Annotated in this window: 20 protein-coding genes; 19 read left to right on the top strand and 1 reads right to left on the bottom strand. The window is 26.0% G+C overall.

What is annotated here, in order from left to right:
* Positions 1-261 precede the first annotated feature (261 nt).
* Entirely contained in the window at positions 262-861 is a 600-nt protein-coding gene (locus L992_RS05345) for a tyrosine-type recombinase/integrase (RefSeq protein WP_047380742.1), read from the bottom strand.
* 594 nt (positions 862-1,455) lie between these two features.
* Between L992_RS05345 and L992_RS05340 the strand changes: the two genes are divergently transcribed.
* The 19 genes from L992_RS05340 to L992_RS05250 form a co-directional block, all read left to right on the top strand.
* Positions 1,456-3,918: a MobA/MobL family protein gene (locus tag L992_RS05340; RefSeq protein ID WP_047394820.1), complete on the top strand. Its 2,463-nt coding sequence runs from the start codon at positions 1,456-1,458 to the stop codon at positions 3,916-3,918.
* A 17-nt stretch (positions 3,919-3,935) separates the two neighbouring features.
* Positions 3,936-4,253 carry a hypothetical protein gene (locus tag L992_RS05335; protein ID WP_047381373.1) on the top strand — a complete coding sequence of 106 codons (318 nt, stop codon included), beginning with the start codon at positions 3,936-3,938 and terminating at the stop codon, positions 4,251-4,253.
* 4 nt (positions 4,254-4,257) lie between these two features.
* The gene (locus L992_RS05330; RefSeq protein ID WP_052193913.1) at positions 4,258-4,644 is read left to right on the top strand and encodes a hypothetical protein; all 387 of its coding nucleotides are present in this window, start codon (positions 4,258-4,260) and stop codon (positions 4,642-4,644) included.
* Entirely contained in the window at positions 4,637-4,960 is a 324-nt protein-coding gene (locus L992_RS05325; protein ID WP_047384052.1) for a hypothetical protein, read from the top strand. Before L992_RS05330 ends, L992_RS05325 begins: the two co-directional genes overlap by 8 nt.
* Positions 4,944-5,894: an ArdC family protein gene (locus tag L992_RS05320; protein WP_052193912.1), complete on the top strand. Its 951-nt coding sequence runs from the start codon at positions 4,944-4,946 to the stop codon at positions 5,892-5,894. The genes L992_RS05325 and L992_RS05320 overlap by 17 nt, the downstream gene beginning before the upstream one ends.
* A gap of 138 nt (positions 5,895-6,032) precedes the next feature.
* Entirely contained in the window at positions 6,033-6,323 is a 291-nt protein-coding gene (locus tag L992_RS05315) for a hypothetical protein (RefSeq protein ID WP_047382686.1), read from the top strand.
* 203 nt (positions 6,324-6,526) lie between these two features.
* On the top strand, positions 6,527-6,892 hold the full coding sequence (locus L992_RS05310) for a TrbC/VirB2 family protein (protein WP_081982715.1): 366 nt from the start codon (positions 6,527-6,529) through the stop codon (positions 6,890-6,892).
* 13 nt (positions 6,893-6,905) lie between these two features.
* Positions 6,906-7,586 (top strand): type IV secretion system protein, encoded by a 681-nt coding sequence (locus tag L992_RS05305; protein ID WP_047394812.1) that lies wholly within the window; start codon positions 6,906-6,908, stop codon positions 7,584-7,586.
* 11 nt (positions 7,587-7,597) lie between these two features.
* Entirely contained in the window at positions 7,598-8,416 is an 819-nt protein-coding gene (locus tag L992_RS05300; RefSeq protein ID WP_052193911.1) for a TrbG/VirB9 family P-type conjugative transfer protein, read from the top strand.
* Between the two features lie 5 nt (positions 8,417-8,421).
* Positions 8,422-9,669, top strand: a complete 1,248-nt coding sequence (locus L992_RS05295) for a TrbI/VirB10 family protein (RefSeq protein WP_052193910.1) — start codon at positions 8,422-8,424, stop codon at positions 9,667-9,669.
* A gap of 101 nt (positions 9,670-9,770) precedes the next feature.
* Positions 9,771-9,956 carry a hypothetical protein gene (locus L992_RS05290; protein ID WP_047380744.1) on the top strand — a complete coding sequence of 62 codons (186 nt, stop codon included), beginning with the start codon at positions 9,771-9,773 and terminating at the stop codon, positions 9,954-9,956.
* Positions 9,957-9,997: 41 nt separating this feature from the next.
* Complete coding sequence (locus L992_RS05285) at positions 9,998-11,962, top strand: type IV secretory system conjugative DNA transfer family protein (RefSeq protein WP_052191625.1); 1,965 nt, start codon at positions 9,998-10,000, stop codon at positions 11,960-11,962.
* Positions 11,959-12,300, top strand: coding sequence for a hypothetical protein (locus tag L992_RS05280; protein WP_047380746.1), 342 nt, complete (start codon positions 11,959-11,961; stop codon positions 12,298-12,300). The genes L992_RS05285 and L992_RS05280 overlap by 4 nt, the downstream gene beginning before the upstream one ends.
* A complete protein-coding gene (gene trbB, locus L992_RS05275) occupies positions 12,293-13,216 on the top strand; it encodes a P-type conjugative transfer ATPase TrbB (protein WP_047380748.1) in 924 nt (307 codons plus the stop codon). Before L992_RS05280 ends, trbB begins: the two co-directional genes overlap by 8 nt.
* Positions 13,216-13,473 (top strand): VirB3 family type IV secretion system protein, encoded by a 258-nt coding sequence (locus L992_RS05270; RefSeq protein WP_047380750.1) that lies wholly within the window; start codon positions 13,216-13,218, stop codon positions 13,471-13,473. The genes trbB and L992_RS05270 overlap by 1 nt, the downstream gene beginning before the upstream one ends.
* A 12-nt stretch (positions 13,474-13,485) precedes the next feature.
* Positions 13,486-15,927, top strand: coding sequence for a hypothetical protein (locus L992_RS05265; RefSeq protein ID WP_052193909.1), 2,442 nt, complete (start codon positions 13,486-13,488; stop codon positions 15,925-15,927).
* Positions 15,924-16,664 (top strand): MipA/OmpV family protein, encoded by a 741-nt coding sequence (locus L992_RS05260; RefSeq protein WP_047394810.1) that lies wholly within the window; start codon positions 15,924-15,926, stop codon positions 16,662-16,664. The genes L992_RS05265 and L992_RS05260 overlap by 4 nt, the downstream gene beginning before the upstream one ends.
* Before the next feature lie 64 nt (positions 16,665-16,728).
* Positions 16,729-16,971: a hypothetical protein gene (locus tag L992_RS05255; protein ID WP_047394809.1), complete on the top strand. Its 243-nt coding sequence runs from the start codon at positions 16,729-16,731 to the stop codon at positions 16,969-16,971.
* Positions 16,972-17,019: 48 nt separating this feature from the next.
* The coding region (locus L992_RS05250) for a hypothetical protein (protein WP_047394807.1) at positions 17,020-17,247 on the top strand (228 nt) is incomplete at its 3' end.

Here is a 17,247-nt window from a genome sequence, read left to right as displayed (position 1 = left end):
AAAACTAAAAAGATTGCCCTGATTCATCCTCTCCCTTACAGAGGAAGAGGTTTTCTCAGGGCGTTTTGATAAAATTTATTTCTATAATATTTTTTTAAAAAAAATTAAAATTATTCCATGGCAATAGTAGCTAAATATAAGGTTTTACCTTAAATTTATTATGATTTTAAAATAAAAAAAACAAAAGCGTACTACGAGCGTACTAAAAATAAATAATATAAAAATACACAAATAAAACATTGAGTCTTATTTGTGTATTTTTTATATGATTATTTCATCATAAAGATTGTTAATATCCTCTTGTTCTACTCCAATATATTTTAATGTTTGTTCAACTGAAGAATGGTTTAGAGCTTTCATAATGATAGCAATATTTTTAGTTTTTTTATATACTGTATATCCCCAAGTTTTTCTAAGAGAGTGAGAACCTATTGGGTACAATATATTTAACATATCTTTTATCTTATTAAATTCTTTACTGACACCATTGTTTGTAAAAGGAGTATCTATTAAAAATTTTTTATTATATCTAGTAAGACTTTTAAAAATATATCCTTCTGTATTTGAATATCCAATTGATTTATAATATGTTTTTAATTCTTTTAAACTTTTTTGAACAGCAGAGTTCAAAGCGATAATTCTTCTTTTTTTAGTTTTAGTTTCTTTAATTTCAATATATCTTCCATCAATAATATCTTCAAATCGTAAATTTCTTAAATCTGAAATTCTTAGAGCAACATTGACACCAATATTGATAAATGAGAGAAGTACAATTTTATTTTTTAATTTTAAATATTCTCTAATTCTCTTTAGATCATCTTCTTGAATATGTTTTACTTCTTGACCCTTTTTGTTTAACATGAAAAATTCTCCTTATAAGTTATCTAATCATTATAATTGTATTTTTACTATATTTCAAGTTGAAGCAAAGTTATATTTTTTAATACTACATATTTTTATAAAAAAATTAAATTAAATGTAGCATTGTCAAATAAAAAAAAACAAGAACAGACAAAGTCCTTGTTTTTGTTAGCTTTAATACTACATATTTTATACTAATATGTAGTATTAGTATTATACTAGGTTTTTATATAACTTTCAAGTTTTTTCTACAAATTTAGTGTCGATATAAAATTAAAATCATACCATGAAAAAATAACACTAAAAACTAAAAAAATAAAAATAAAAAACCAAAATAAAAAAAGATAAAAAACATTAAAAGATCAAAGAACATTTTTCAGCTTATCAGCTAAAAAAAGTCCTTTCTAAATTTTTCTAATCGGAGATTAGAACTTAAATCTCGACTTCGGTCGGGATTTAAAAAATTAGAAAGGCACGCTTACCAGTTTCTCATAAATGAGAAACTTGCGTGTAGAAATCATCACATAAATGTGATTGATTAACAAGGTAAATTTTTTCAAAATTTGATTAAAAAGAAAAGGAGGTGTACTTAGCATGGCAGAATATAGATTACATTACAAAAAAGGAAAAGTAGGAGTTGCTAAAGCTCATGCTGAGTACATTTTAAGAGAGAACAAATATTCTAAAGCAAAAGAAGATTTAATATATAAAGAATCTGGAAATATGGACTGTATTATTGATGGAACATCAGCAATTGATTTTTGGGAAAGTGCTGATAACTTTGAACGAATAAATGGAGTTTCATATAGAGAGCTAGAATTAAATATTCCGAATGAATTTAATCACGAGCAAGGTATCGAACTTGTTCAAAATTTTGTAAAGAATGAAATAGGATATAAACATCCATATTCCTTTGCAATACATGAATCACATAATAAAGATGGTGAGAAAAATTTACATTGTCATTTAATGTTTTCTGAAAGAGAATTAGATGATATTTTAAGAACCAAAGAACAGTTTTTCAAAAGAGCAAATTCAAAAAAACCTGAACTTGGTGGAGCTAAAAAAGATAATATATGGAGAAAGAAAGAACAGCTTTTAAGTTTAAGAAAATCATGGGAAGTTATAACAAATACAGCCTTAGAAAAAAATGGTTTTGATGAAAGAGTTTCTTGTGAATCTTTAAAGAAACAAAGAGAGGAAGCAATAAAAAAAGAGCAATATGATAAAGCAGATTTTTTAGATAGAAACCCTGTTAATATATTGGGAAAAACTTTAAGAAAGATAAAAAGAGTTGGATTTAAGAATTTAAGTAAAGAAGAACAAGAAAGTATTACAAAATATAAAGAAGCTAAAGAGATAAGAGCTTCTAAAAAAAGAGAGTATGAAATTAAAAAAGGAAATGTAGTTCCAACTAAAGAAGAATGTCAATTAAAATTAAATAAAATTACTAATACAACTGAAGAAGATTTAAAATTAAAAGCACTAAACATAATAACAAAAGGTGCTTTTTATTCGCATTCAAAAATTTTAAGAAAGATAGAAAATCAGTTATTAATTGATCCTTTAAATGAAGTTCTAAGAAAGCAAGAAAAAGAGTTGAAAGAAACTATTAATTCTTTGAAATTAGAAAATGAAAATAGTCCAAAATATAAAAGAATTTATGAACAAATAAATAGAGATTTTGAAAGAGAAAAAGAAATATATCAAGCAGCTTCAAAAGATTATAGAATAGATAAATTAGAATCTTTACAAGAAGAAAAAATAACTAAATCCTATGAAAATAAATATAAAAATGCTTCATCAGAAAGTTTAGAATTTAGAATGAAAGAACTTGAAGTTGAAAATCCAAGAGAACTTGCAAAAAATGTATTAACAAACTTTAGATTGGAAGCTATAACAAAAGATATAATGATAAATGAACAGCTAAAAGAATCTTTGACTAATAAAATGCAAACTCAATTAATGATAGGTGAAAGAGAAGGATATAAAGAATCTGATTTAAAATTAAAAGAAATTGAGAAAAAATTAGATTATAAATATAAAGAATATGATTTAATGATTGATGGATTAGAAAAACAAAAAGAAAAAGTTGATAGATTAGAAAATGAAATTAAAGCAAAAAAAGATAATGAATTAAAAGTTATAAAAACATTACTTGGAACATCTGAAAATACAAATACAGATAAGGTAAAAAATTATATAGAAAATTTAGTTAAATTAGAAAAAGCAAAAACAAATTATGAATATTATTCTAATAATAATATTGATGAAAAATATAACATTATAATATATAAGCAAAGAATGAATATATTATCCTATGAAAATAGTTTAGTTGAAAAAGAAAAAGAATTAATTCCAAATAAAAAGTTATTGGAAAAAGAAGCTAAAAGACTTTTAGAAAGTTGTGATTTAAAAATAAATAGCTTAAATAAAACTGTAGATACATTAGAAAAAGGAAAAGAAAAATTAGATAAATTTACATCTGAAAAGAAATTAGAAAATGGATATACAACTATTCAGTTACTTGCATTAAACAAAATTACAAAAGGAGAATACAACAAGGTATTCTTTGAAGCTAAAAAAATATCTAAAGATATTAATAATTTAGAAAAAGAATTAAGTCAAACAAGTAAGTTGAATTTTATAAAAAGATCATCAATATCTAAAGATATTGAAACGTTAAAAACTAATTATAATAAATGTAAATCTTCTGAAGAAAATTTATTAAAAAAATATAAAGATTCAGATTATTTAAAAGATGTATCTTCTAATATTAATAAATGTTTAAATACAGCTAAAAAAAGAGTTGAAAAAGAAAATAAATCATTAAAAGAAGATCGAAATATCCAATATTTGATTAAGAGAAAACTTAATGAAATAGTAGGTTTAGAAAGAGAGTTTAAACCTTATACTAAAAACAAGCCTATTCAACTTCAAAAAGATTTAAAGCATACTTTAGGAGGATTGAAAAAGGCATTAGTACAAGATAAAAAGCCAAACCAAAATAATTTAGAGATAAAATTACAAAAAGAAAAAGAAGGTTGGGAATTATAATTTAAAGGAGGAAAAAAATGATAAAAAAAAGAAATTTTTTACTAGTTTTTGGAATTATATTAATTTCAAGTAATATATATTCTAATGATTTAAACAATGATGTAAAAGAGCAAGAAGAAGTTTTAGAAGAAACTTTTGAAGTTGAAGAAAATATTCCTTCAGGAAAAAGTATTTTCTTTGAAAATGGGGGAGAAATAAGAGTTGAAAAAAACAAAAATACTAGAAGAAAAATTGATGAAAGCGAAAAACAAATATCTGAAGGAGATAAGGAAGGAGAAAGTAAAAAAGAACAAAGCAAATCTGAATTGGAAACAGAAAAGAAAAGAGAGAAGTAAAAAGTTGTTAAAGTTAGGAATTGCTATGGAATATACAGATGTTTTAGTATTTGATGAAGAAACATTGTTAGGACATTTATTTAATTTAAAAAAAGTTAATTACATTGAAATAGAAAAATACGAAAAATATGGAGAAAAAAGATTAACTTTTATAGAAGATAATGACAGGGAAGCTATTAAAGGTTTATCTTATGAAGAAAAGAAAAAAAGAAATCATTTATTGATAATGAGAGGTGCTTTATTTGAAATAGCAGAAGCATTAAATTATAAATTAAATTTAGTAATTGGTTTTTTAGCAGAGTTACATTTAAAAAATGAAAATTATAAAATAAAATGTTATCAAGAAGGAAAAATATATTTTATGAGAAATGGGAGGAAATATAATGAATAAAAAATATTACGAATCATTTTATCCAAATGGAAAAATAAAAGAAAGATGTCCACTATCAAGGAGTGGTTCAAGACAAGGATGGTTAATAAAATATGATGAAAATGGAAAAGAAATTGAAAAGCTATTATATGATAATGGCATATTAATTGGAAATCCACTTGAAAATAAAAATATGATAGAAATATCAGACAAAATAGGAATAAGTTTTGAAGAAAATCCATTTGAAAATGAAGAAGCAGACACAGAAGAAATTTTTGAAAAGAAAAATTTAAGTTCATTATTATATGGGAGAGAATATTATGGAAAAGAAAGATAAAAATAATGCTCACAGAGAAGAATTTGTAGAAAAAGTTATAGAATCTTTAGAGAAAGGTAAAATTCCCTGGGAAAAGGACTGGGAAAATTCACAAGCTCCAATGAATCCAGTAACAGGAACGATATATAAAGGGTCTAATAATATAGTTTTAAATTCTGTATCTTGTTTTAAAGATTATGAAGATCACAGATGGATGACTTATAAACAAGCTCAGGAGAAAAATTGGCAAGTAAGAGAAGGAGAAAAAGGAACAAAAATAGAATATTTTTCAATCATAGATAAAAAAACAAATAAACCATTAAATAAAGAAATGTACAATAAATTATCTCAAAATGAAAAGCTAGAATATGATAAAAATTTATATTATTTAAGAAAAACTTATACAGTATTTAATGGACAACAAATTGATGGTATTCCTGAACTGCAAAAAGAAAAAAGAGAAGTTGATTATAACAAAATTAATGATATTTTAGTAAATTCAAATATTGAAATAAAATATGGTGATGATAGAGCTTTTTATTCTCCTGAAAAAGATATTATAGCACTTCCTCCAAAAGAAGTTTTTAAAAATGAAAATTCATTTTATGGAACTGCCTTACATGAACTAGCACATAGTACAGGACATCCTCAAAGATTAAATAGAGATTTATCGGGAAGATTTGGAACAGAAAGTTATGCAAAGGAAGAATTAAAAGCTGAATTTGCAAGTGTTTTTATCGGTCAAGAAAAAGGATTAAATTATAACGAAAGACATTTAGAAAACTCTAATGCTTATCTTCAAAGTTGGATAAATGTTTTAAAAAATGACCCTAATGAAATTTTTACAGCTTCTAAAGAAGCAGATAAAATTTCTACTCATGTTTTAAAGTATGAAAAAGAAAAACAACCAAAAATAGAAAAATCACTAAAAAAAGAGTTAGAAATTTCATTATAACCCTTCAAGAATTGAGTGTTTACAGGTACACAATACTCTTTATTTGTATATATTATGTAGCTTTAAATTTCAACTTAATTGTTAAAAAGTTAGAAAAAATAATTGGAGTAAATCGAAAAGTAGAGGATTGGAGAGATAATGGAGATAGAGGAACTTAAAAAAAATCAAAATATAATAGCCAATAAATTAATTGAACTAACTCAGGAATCAAGAAAAAATAGGCAAGATATTGAAAAAGATTTAGAAAAAATAAAAGATAGAGATGCTAAAATAGCCGAACAATTAACAGAAGCTAAAAAAATTGTAGATACATTTAGCGAATATCAAAGAACTTTTGAACGAACTAATTTTTTAAATAAAGTTTTTGCCACAATAATTTTTTTATTTTTAATTTTCTTAATCTGGGGGAGTTTTTTTACTAAATCCTAAGCTAATCATATTAAGGATTTAGAAAAAACTCTATGCTTCAACTTGAAGCATAGAAGTTAAACAGAATAAATGAATATCTTTATAATAAAATACAAAAGAAAAAATTGCTTACACAATATGAAATATAAATAGTTTTATTACTATTTTATTTTTATTCGTGTAGGGCATTTTTTTTATAAAAAAAATAAGCAGGAGGAATTAAAATGGAAAAAGCAATTTTCATTAAAAACAGAGCAAAAAAATCTCAAAAAGGAGGTTGGTTAAAAGAGAATTATAAATTTATTCTTGTAGTAATGTTACTTATAATTGTTAGTCAATTTAGTTTCGCTTCATCTACAGATATGCCATGGGAAGGACCATTAGATAAATTATTAAAATCGTTTACTGGACCAGTTGCAAAAACTATAGGAATTTTAGCAATTTGTGCTTGTGGTGGAATGATGGCATTTGGAGAAATGGGAAGTGCAATGAAAAGAATGTTAAATATTGTTCTTGGTATTTCTATCGTTTTTGCTGCTTCAACATGGGGATTATCATTCTTTGGATTTTCAGGGTCAGTACAAATGTAAATTGGAGGCATAAATGAAGTTTAAACCAGGAGAAAAATTAAAGACACAAGGGGGGTTGCCAAGCAACCCTGATTCTGTTTTTAATGAAAAGTATATGAAGTTAGCAAAATCGCTTAGAAATTGGCAAATTGCTTTTTTATCACAAACAATTTTATTTACAATTTCTTTATTAGGATTTATAAAAGTTGCTACTCAAACTCAAATAATTCCATATATTGTAGAAGTTAATAAAGAGGAAGGAATAGTAAAAAATATTGGAGCAATAAATAGAATAAATTATGTTGCAAATGATAAATTAATCATGTCAACTTTAAGAAATTTTATATTAAAAACTAGATCAATTCCATTAGACCCAATTATGTATGGAAGAAATATAAAAGAAGCATATAGTTTTTTAGGAGAAATAGCACAAACGAAATTAAAAAGCCAAATAATAGCAGAAGATACAAAAGATAAAATGAAAAATAAAGAAACTAGAGATATTTCTATAACAACAATCTTAAAAGTTGATAATAAAAATTATCAAGTTAGATGGATTGAAACGGGCTATGATGAAAGAGGAAATATAGTTGAAAAGATAAAAAAATCAGGAATTTATACAATAGAAATAATTCAATCTAATTCAGAAGAAAAACTATTGATAAATCCAGTAGGAATTACAATAACAGATTATAGTTTTAACAATGAAATGTAGAGGTGAAAAAATTGAAAAAGATAGCAATATTAATGACAGTTTTGTCAAGTATGGCATTAGGAGCAGTTGAGTTACAGTATGAAGATTTTTCTTATCAAGAACCAGTTATAAAAACGGGATTAAAGGAAGCAAAGCAAAATGTTAAAACAACATTTGTTTACAACGAAAATGATATGTATAGAGTTTATGCAAGAACAGGATTTTTAACAACAATTTACTTAAATTCAGATGAAGAAGTTATTTACTTAGCAGGTGGAGATACAGCAAGATGGGCGATTGATGAAGGAGTAACAGGTTCAAAACAAGGAGAAAGAAAAGCAATTGTTTTAAAACCTTTTTATCCAGGAATAAAAACAAATTTAGTAGTAAATACTAATAAAAGAAGTTATAACTTTTTTTTACAAAGTGCTAATGAATGGTATAACCCAGTTGTAGAGTTTGTTTATCCACAAGAAGCTAAAATTGCAAAAATGATTAAAGCAAATAATGAGGAAACAACAAGTTTAGTTAATCTGAATAATTTAAATAATAAATATGAATGGAATAATAAAAAATATAATTGGAGTCCTCAACAAGTATTTGATGATGGACAAAAAACTTATATAGTTATGAAACCTGAAATGAGTACAGGAGAAGCACCAGCTCTTTTTATAAAAGATGACCAAACAGGAAAAGTAGTTTTAGTTAGATACAGAGTGAAAAATAATTATTATATAGTCGACAGATTATTTGAACAAGCAGTATTGAAATTAGGAAAAAGAGAAGTTGTTATAAAAAAAGATGGAAGTTTTATAAAAAATGAGAAAGATTATTACCCAATTAGGATGTGATATTTATGTATGAAAATGAAGAATCTAAAGAAGAAATAAACAACAATAATATTGAAATTAAAGAGGAATCTAAAGAGAAAATAAATAATGAAAACATTGAAATTAAGGAAGAATCTGAAGAACAGGAAAATGAAAAAAAGGAAAGACTTTACAAAGGAACACATATCAAAAAAAAGTATTTGATATTTCCTATTGTGTGTATAGTTGGTGTATTGATTTACAATATATTTAAAACACCTTCAACTAATAATAAACCTATAGAAGAACCTAAAAAAGAAGTGAAGGAACAAAAACAATTAAATTTAGAATTAGAAACAGATTATTCTAAAATGATAGTTACAGATCGTGGAGTTGAAGCAGAAAATAATCAAGATAAAATAGATAATTCAATTCAACAAAATAATGTTATAGAAAATAAAAAAGTTATACAAACAAGTAAGAGAGAATTAAGTGAAGAAGAAAGAGAAGCATTAAGGAAAATTAGAGAAGAAGCAAATAATGCAAAGAGAAGCTCTATTTCTTTTCCAGTAAATCAAAATCAGAGAGAAAATAGAGTCGCTCAAAATGACACAAATAGAAATTATACTGATTATGATTTAAATAGACAAGGCTCAAAAAAAAGTTTTTTAAATAATGAACCAACACATTCAAATTATATAAGTTCAAAATTAGAAGGGAGTATATCGCCATTTGAAGTAAAAGCAGGGGATTTTATACCTGCAATAGTTATAACAGCTATGGATAGTGATTTACCTTCAAAAGTAATAACAGCTCAAGTAAGAGAGAATGTATTTGATACTGTAACAGGAAACTATTTATTAATTCCACAAGGAACTAGAATAACAGGAACATATGATTCAAATGTTACTTGGGGACAAAATAGATTATTAGTCATTTGGCAAAGAATGATATTCCCAAATGGAATGAGTATAAATTTAGATAATATGCAAGGAGTAGATTTAACAGGACAGGCAGGATTAACTGGAAAAGTTAATAATCATTTTGCAACATTAATGAAAGGTGTTTTATTATCATCAGCTATGGGAGCGACAGCAGCTATCGTAACACAAGATAATAGTAATAATGATGATTGGAAATATGCAGCAGGACAAGGAGCAGGACAAACAATTGTAAAAGTTGGAGATAAATTTGCAGATAAAGCATTAGATCGTCAGCCAACAATTCAAATCAAACAAGGTGATAGATTTAATATTATGGTTCATAGTGATTTAATTCTAAAACCATATAAATAATCTGAAGAATCAAACTGAAAAAGTAATAGATTTTAAATTACTTTTGAAGGCGATAGTTAGTCGGAAACGACTAAAAAAATCTTAAAAGGAGTGAATAAAAAATGAAAAAATGGAATTGTGATGCGTGGGTAGATATGGCAATACAAAATATGCCTACTATTGAAGCTAAAACAGCAGAAGAAGCTAAAGAAAAATTTTTAAAAATGTTAAAAAGTGGCGAAATATCATTAGATGAATTATCTAATGATTCAGATATATTTACTGTAAATGTAGTCGAAGTAGATTAAATAGATTTTATAATTAATAGAATTATAAAAGAGGTATTTGAATGAATAAAAAAACAAAAAAGAAAATTAGTTTTATATTTTTTATAACAATGATATTAGTTGCGTTTAGTGGAGCTACACAAATGTTTGCATATAAGACTAACTTTCATCCAGGATTAGGAAAACCATTGTTAGTTAAAACTTTATTTCAAGTTGAAGCAAAGTTATATAACCCATTTTTATTTATAAAATGGAGTGAACAACATGGAGAAACAGCACCAGTAGCTAATAATTCAGCAACTTCAGTTTTATTTGGAGTTTTAATATTTAGTGTTCTAATTTTATCAATTCTAAATAAGAGCAAAAAGAAATTAGATAGTCATGGTTCGGCTGATTGGGCTACAAAAGATGAAATTGATAATCCTGACATGGGGTTGCTTACTACAAAAGAAAATGTAATAAAAGAATTTAAAAGAGCTGAAACAGTTGAATTATACAATCAAATAGAAGATGAAGAAGAAAGATATTCAGATGGTGTGGTATGTGGTAGAGATACGTATGGTAGAGAGCTTAGAAGTCTTGGATTAGAACATATGATTGCTATGGCACCGACTAGATCAGGTAAAGGAGTAGGACTTGTTATTCCAACTCTTTTAACTTGGAAAGGGTCTGTGTTTGTTCTTGATATAAAAAATGAGAACTTTGCTTTAACATCAAAATATAGAGAGAAAATAGGACAAAAGATTATAAGGTTTGCACCAACAGATTTAAGCTCTAATAAATATAATCCTTTAGCTGAAATTCAATTAGGTACAGTTTATGAATATAACCAGGCTAGAGAAATTGTAGAAGCATTGATAACAGTTAATGAATCAGATACATTTTTCGGTCCAACAGCAGTAAATTTTTTAACGGCAGTTATTATATTTGTAATGTATTCAAAGATAAATGAAGGGAAAATAGCTTGTTTGAGGGATGTATATAGATTTTTAACTTCTCCTTCAACAACAGAAGAAGAAAAATTAAAAGCTATGGCTTTTAATGACCATATTACAGAAGATATAGAAAAGCAATTTGAATGGGATAAATCAAAGGCTGATAATTTATTTGAATACATAACAAAAGATTTAATCACTTTAAAAGGCGAAGAAAGACCATATGTTCACCCAAAAGTTTCAAGAATGGGAGCAGATATGCTTGGAAGAGCAGAGAAAGAAAGATCGGGTATAATATCTTCAGCAAAAACAAACTTAGAAATTTTCGATACACCATTAATTGGAGAAAATACAAGTTCTTCAGATATTCAAATAACAGATTTAATGAATGGAGAAAAACCAATAAGTTTTTACTTTGTTACACCTCCAAAAGATTTAGAAAAAGTAAAAGTATTAGCAAGAATACTAATCATGCAAATAATAAATAAATTAACAGCAGAAATAAAGATAGAGGGGAAACCTTATAAGCATAGATTATTATTGCTTATAGATGAGTTCCCTGCAATTGGAAAAATGAAAGATTTTGAAACTTCTTTAGCTTTTAGTGCAGGTTATGGAGTAAAAGCATTTATGATAACTCAATCATTAAATCAATTATATAGCATTTATGGTAAGAACAATAAGATAATAGATAACTGCCATATTCAAATATATTACGCACCTAATGATACTGATACACCACAAATGTTGGAGAAAAAAATTGGAAATAAAACTGTGGTTGTAAAGAATTTATCATATAAAGGAATGAAATATTTTTCAGATTGGAATTATTCTGAATCACTTATGTCAAGACCGTTATTATATTCAGCAGAGATTAGTAAATTACCTAAAGCAGATAGTTTAATATTTGTAACAGGGTTTAGTCCAATTTATGGAAAAAAGGTAAGATGGTATGCTGAAGAAAAATATATAAATAGACAATCTGTTTATAAAACTAAGAAAAGAAATTATAGAAATGAAATAAAACAAAAAGTAAAAGCATTTATGAAAAGTAAAATTAAAAAAATTAAAAAATGGGTGATAAAAGAATGAAACAAGATGAAAGAATAGAGTTACAAACATTAAGAGAAAAGCAAAAAAATGGAAAATTAACTAGAATTGAATTAGCGAGATTTAAAGTTCTTAGAATTTATGAAGAACTGGAAGGTGCTAAAGAGAATGAATTAAAAGTATTTAATAAAGAAGTTATAAAAATTTGGAATAAAAATTTAAAACCATTATTTATGAATGAAAAATTAATTGAACTTTTAAAGCAAGATGATAACATGAAACTTTTAGTAGATTGTGTTGAAAATGGAATAAGAGAAATAAAAGAATTGAATGGAATTAAAGCAGAGAATGAAAATCAAGGGGAAATAAAAAATGAATAGTTCTTTAATACAGCTTTTAAACTATTCTTTAGGTCAAGAAGTAGTTAAATATTTTTCAGATGATAGTGTAATTGAAATTATGCTAAATGATGATGGGAAATTATGGATAGATACTTTTGATGGGACTAAAGATACAGGAGTAATTATAGATAATGAAAAAGCATTAAGTGTAGCTTATTTACTAGCAAGTCATATTGGAGCAGAGATAAATCAAGATTGTCCACATTTAGGTGGAGAATTACCAGGAACAGGATTTAGATTTCAAATAGAAATTCCTCCAATTGTTTCTAATGTTAGTTTTAATATTAGAAAAAAAGCTATTAGAGTCTTTTCACTTAATGATTACTTAAAAAACGAAGTAATGACAATACGTCAAAAAAATATAATTGAAGAAGCTGTTAAAGATAGAAAAAATATATTAGTAGTTGGTGGAACATCTTCAGGAAAGACTACACTATGTAATGCTATTTTAAAAGAAATAGCAAAATATAAAAATAGAGTTGTTTTAATAGAAGATGTACAAGAATTACAATGTGAAACAGAAAATAAAGTTAGAATGAAAACTTGTAAAAATACAAGCATAAGAGATTTAATTAAAATAACAATGAGAAAAACTCCTGAAAGAATCATAGTGGGAGAAATAAGAGATGGAGCTGCTTTAGATTTATTAAAAGCATGGAATAGTGGACACCCAGGTGGAATATCTACAATTCATGCTGATGATTGTTTAGGAGGTTTAGAAAAATTAGAGCAATATATTCAAGAAGTTTCAGCGAATCCACAATCTAAACTTATTGCTAGAGCTGTAGATTTAGTTGTAGTAATAGCAAAAGTTGAAGGTCAGAGAAAAATTACACAAATTGTAACAGTTGATGGCTATAAAAATGGAGAATATATATTAAATGAGGTGGTCTAATGGATTATAGACAAAAAGTCCCAAAGGCTTTAACAACTCCTTTGACAATGGGTGGAGGGTCAAAGAAACCAGTAATTTTTAATGGTGTACTAGCTATGGTAGGGATTTTTGCAACAGGTACATTTTTTTATATAATATTTTTTATAATGTTATCAATAATACTTCATGGATTTATAGTATGGGCTACAAAAAAAGATCCACAATGGTTTGAAGTATTAATGAAATATTTGAAGAATAAAAAAAAATACAGATCATAATAGGAGATAAAAATGTTTAAAGAATATCAAGAAACAGAGCGAATTGCATATGCTTTTCCCTGGGCTTACTGTTTAGAAGAAAACATAATAATAAATAAAAATTATTCTTTAAGTTCAGTTTTTAAATTTAGAGGTCAAGATTTAGATTCTTGTACAATTCCTGAATTAGAAAGAAATTTAGGGATTGTAAATAATTTCTTAAAAAGATTAGGTGGAAATTGGACAATACATTGTGAAGCTAGAAGAAAAAAATCTGAAGATTATAATAGAGCAAAATTTATTAAAGAAATTCCAACGTTTATAGTTGAAACAGAAAGAGAAGAATTTTTTAAATCAGGTACACATTATGAAAGTGAATATTATTTAACATTTACTTATAAAATCCCAATTGAAAAAACAGAAAAATTTTTCAAATTATTTTTAGAAAGTGAGAATAAACAAAGATTAGATTTATATAGCAATTCTTTACAAATTTTCAAAGATACTATAAATGCAGCTTATTTAGTTTTAGGAACTGTATGTAAAGAGTTAAAAGCTTTAAATACAGATGAAATAATAAATTATTTTCATAGTTGTATATCAGATACAGAGTTTAAAATAAAATTAAGTGAAGAACAAAAATATAAAATGCTCTTTGATGGGTTTATAAGTGATTGTGAATTTATAGGTGGATTAGAACCAAAATTAGGAGAAAAATATATAGGAACAGTAAGTATTTATAACTTCCCTGATGTTACAACGTCAGTTATTTTAGACAGGCTTAATAGATTACCCTTAGAGTATAGATTTGTAACAAGATACATGATTTATGACAAACTAGAAGCATTAAAAGAGATTAACTCTTATCTAAGAAATTGGGATGGAAAAGTAAAAGATTTATGGCAAGTTATAAAAGAAATTATGACAAAAGAAGAAACAAAAAATATAAATATAAATGCGTATAATAATGCAAATGAATTAAAAGAAGTTAGAAGGAAGATTGAAGCAGAAGAAACAGCATTAGGTCAATATACGGCAAGTATTGTTTTGAGTAATAAAAATCAAAATCAATTATTTAAAGAACTAAAAGAAGTAAAAAACTTATTAAATTCATTAGGGTTTATAGCAGAAGTAGAAACTATAAATACTGAAGAATCATGGCAGTCATCAATACCAGGAAATATATATTCAAATGTAAGACGACCACCAATGGACACACAAGTTTTAACGACATTATTACCCATATCAGCAGTATGGGCAGGTGATGAAATTAATAAGCATTTGAAAGAACCGAGTTTGTTTTACTCTCAAACAAGTGGGAATACACCTTTTAGAGCCAATATTCACTATAATGATGTAGGACATTCTTTAGTTGTCGGACCGACAGGAGCAGGAAAATCAGTATTACTAGCTTTCATGGCAGTTCAATTTAAAAAATATAAAAATTCACAAGTTTTTAGTTTTGATAAAGGTGGTTCTAGCAGAGTATTAACAAAAGCTATAGGTGGTAATTTTTATGATTTAGGAGAAGATAATTTAAGATTTCAGCCTTTAGCAAAATGTGATGATCCTAAAGAAAGAGAATGGTGTCAAGAATGGATAGAAAATATATTAGAAAGTGAAGGGGTAGAATTAAATCCTCAAAAAAAATCATATATATGGACAGCATTAAATAGTCTTGCAACTACTCCAACTAATTTTAGAACTTTAAGCTCTTTTGCTAATTTTGTTGGTGGACAAGATTTATCATTGAAAGAAGGCTTAGCACCATATTTTGGAAAAGGACAATATGCTAAATATTTTGATGGGGATAAAGAAACAATATCAAATTCTAATTTTCAAGTATTTGAAATGGAAAAGATAGCTCAAACTAAAAAAGCGATAGCTCCATGTTTAGATTATTTATTCCATAAAATTGAAACAGAAAGGTTGGATGGGAAGCCAACATTAATTACTCTTGATGAATGTTGGTTATTTTTCGATAATCCAAAATTTGAAGCAAAAATAAGAGAATGGTTAAAAGTTCTTAGAAAGAAAAATACTTCAGTTGTTTTTGCTACTCAATCATTATCAGATATAGCAAATTCAAATATATTAAGTGCAGTTTTAGACGCTTGTTACACTAGATTTTTCTTACCTAATGCAAATGCAAAACAAGATAGTGATATATATAAATTGTTTGGATTAAATGAAAGAGAAATTGAAATAATTTATAGTGCGATTATTAAAAGACAATACTATTTTAAAAGTCCTAAAGGTAGTAGATTATTTGAATTAGCATTGAGTCCATTAGAATTAGCTTATGTTGCAACATCAGGAGAAATAGATCAACAGAAATGTAAAGAGTATTATCATCTATCAACTGAAGAATTTAATATAAAATGGTTAAATTATAAAAAATTAGATGGAGAAACTATTGTAAGAAATGTCAATTTATTAATGGAAAATCAAAATCGGGAGGAAGATAAAAAATGAAAAAATATTTATTACTAGGAGCATTAGCAATTAGCTCTTTGACTATGGCTAATGAAGTTCAATCAATAGGGATAGCAACAACATTCTCAAATTCAATTTATAGAGCTAAAGACCAAATAAGACCCTTACCATTGGTTAATTTGAGTTACGATAGATTTTTTATAAATGGTGGAACAGTAGGAATTAAAGCATATGAGGAAGATGGTTTTTCTTGGTCAGTAATTGGAGAACCATTAGGTGGATATTTTGAAGGATGGTCTATTAGTAATTCTGATATGGATAAGGGTTATAATATAAAAGATAGAAAGAGTCAATTGATGGGTGGTTTATCAATGGATTTTGATTTTACAGAAGATACAGTTGGAAATATAAATTATATATGGGGAGAACATGGTTCAAAAGGAGAAATAAATCTTTCTAAGATTATTTATATAAATGATAGAGTGGCAATTTTACCAACATTATCTTTTAAATATTATGATAAAGAGTTTTTAAATTATTATGTAGGAGTTTCTCAAGAAGAAGCTATAAGAAGTCCTAAAATTAATAAAAGTTATTCAACATCAGATTCTTTTAGTGCAGGAGCTAATATAGCAATAGAAACAAACATAACAGAGCAACTTGTGGTTAATACATTTGTGGGAGTAGAGTATTTTGATGATAAAATTTCAGATTCTCCAATTGTAAGAAGTAATAATCAAGTATACGGGGGAATTGGAATAAGATATTCATTTTAAACTTTGCTTCAACTTGAAGCAAAGTTTATATTAGGATTAAGATTAAAGAAACGGGAGAAGGATTATGTGTAAAGAAATTATTAATAACAAAAAATTTACAGAGGATGAAATAAAAGAAGCAAGTAATCGAGCATTTAACGATTTAATGAGAGAGTTAGATAATAAAGAATATAAAATTTTAAAAGCTATAACAACTTATAATTTAAATTTTAATAAAAGACACGAGCAAGTTTCAGTTGTGAATATAAATATGAGTGCAAAATTTAATGATGTAAAATTTTTACTTGCATTGGGGTATTTACAGTAAAATGATGGATTTTTTATAAAAGAACTATAGCACTGGGAGAACTAGAAAATGAGAAAAATAAAGAGAAAATCATACAAAGATATTTTTAAAAGAAGTTATGCAATTAAACTTTTAAAAAATAAGTACTTAATTAAAGGCTTTTTAAAAGAAAATGAAAAATTAAAAATCAATATATTTCAAATAAGGGGAAAAGAAATATATGTGAACTACCCCGCCCTAAAGAGGACGGGGCTTCGTGGGAAGTATCTTAGTAATTTAAGATATCTTAATCACGCT

Source organism: Cetobacterium sp. ZOR0034, assembly GCF_000799075.1.
Classification (GTDB): domain Bacteria; phylum Fusobacteriota; class Fusobacteriia; order Fusobacteriales; family Fusobacteriaceae; genus Cetobacterium_A.
The sequence above is the reverse complement of the archived record's forward strand: the minus strand, read 5'-3'. Positions and strand labels throughout refer to the sequence as shown.

Coding starts and splice junctions, on each gene's coding strand:
- L992_RS05345 (WP_047380742.1), bottom strand. CDS start 861: ATGTTAAACAAAAAGGGTCAAGAAGTAAAACATATTCAAGAAGATGAT.
- L992_RS05340 (WP_047394820.1), top strand. CDS start 1,456: ATGGCAGAATATAGATTACATTACAAAAAAGGAAAAGTAGGAGTTGCT.
- L992_RS05335 (WP_047381373.1), top strand. CDS start 3,936: ATGATAAAAAAAAGAAATTTTTTACTAGTTTTTGGAATTATATTAATT.
- L992_RS05325 (WP_047384052.1), top strand. CDS start 4,637: ATGAATAAAAAATATTACGAATCATTTTATCCAAATGGAAAAATAAAA.
- L992_RS05320 (WP_052193912.1), top strand. CDS start 4,944: ATGGAAAAGAAAGATAAAAATAATGCTCACAGAGAAGAATTTGTAGAA.
- L992_RS05315 (WP_047382686.1), top strand. CDS start 6,033: ATGGAGATAGAGGAACTTAAAAAAAATCAAAATATAATAGCCAATAAA.
- L992_RS05310 (WP_081982715.1), top strand. CDS start 6,527: ATGGAAAAAGCAATTTTCATTAAAAACAGAGCAAAAAAATCTCAAAAA.
- L992_RS05305 (WP_047394812.1), top strand. CDS start 6,906: ATGAAGTTTAAACCAGGAGAAAAATTAAAGACACAAGGGGGGTTGCCA.
- L992_RS05295 (WP_052193910.1), top strand. CDS start 8,422: ATGTATGAAAATGAAGAATCTAAAGAAGAAATAAACAACAATAATATT.
- L992_RS05290 (WP_047380744.1), top strand. CDS start 9,771: ATGAAAAAATGGAATTGTGATGCGTGGGTAGATATGGCAATACAAAAT.
- L992_RS05285 (WP_052191625.1), top strand. CDS start 9,998: ATGAATAAAAAAACAAAAAAGAAAATTAGTTTTATATTTTTTATAACA.
- L992_RS05280 (WP_047380746.1), top strand. CDS start 11,959: ATGAAACAAGATGAAAGAATAGAGTTACAAACATTAAGAGAAAAGCAA.
- trbB (WP_047380748.1), top strand. CDS start 12,293: ATGAATAGTTCTTTAATACAGCTTTTAAACTATTCTTTAGGTCAAGAA.
- L992_RS05270 (WP_047380750.1), top strand. CDS start 13,216: ATGGATTATAGACAAAAAGTCCCAAAGGCTTTAACAACTCCTTTGACA.
- L992_RS05265 (WP_052193909.1), top strand. CDS start 13,486: ATGTTTAAAGAATATCAAGAAACAGAGCGAATTGCATATGCTTTTCCC.
- L992_RS05260 (WP_047394810.1), top strand. CDS start 15,924: ATGAAAAAATATTTATTACTAGGAGCATTAGCAATTAGCTCTTTGACT.
- L992_RS05255 (WP_047394809.1), top strand. CDS start 16,729: ATGTGTAAAGAAATTATTAATAACAAAAAATTTACAGAGGATGAAATA.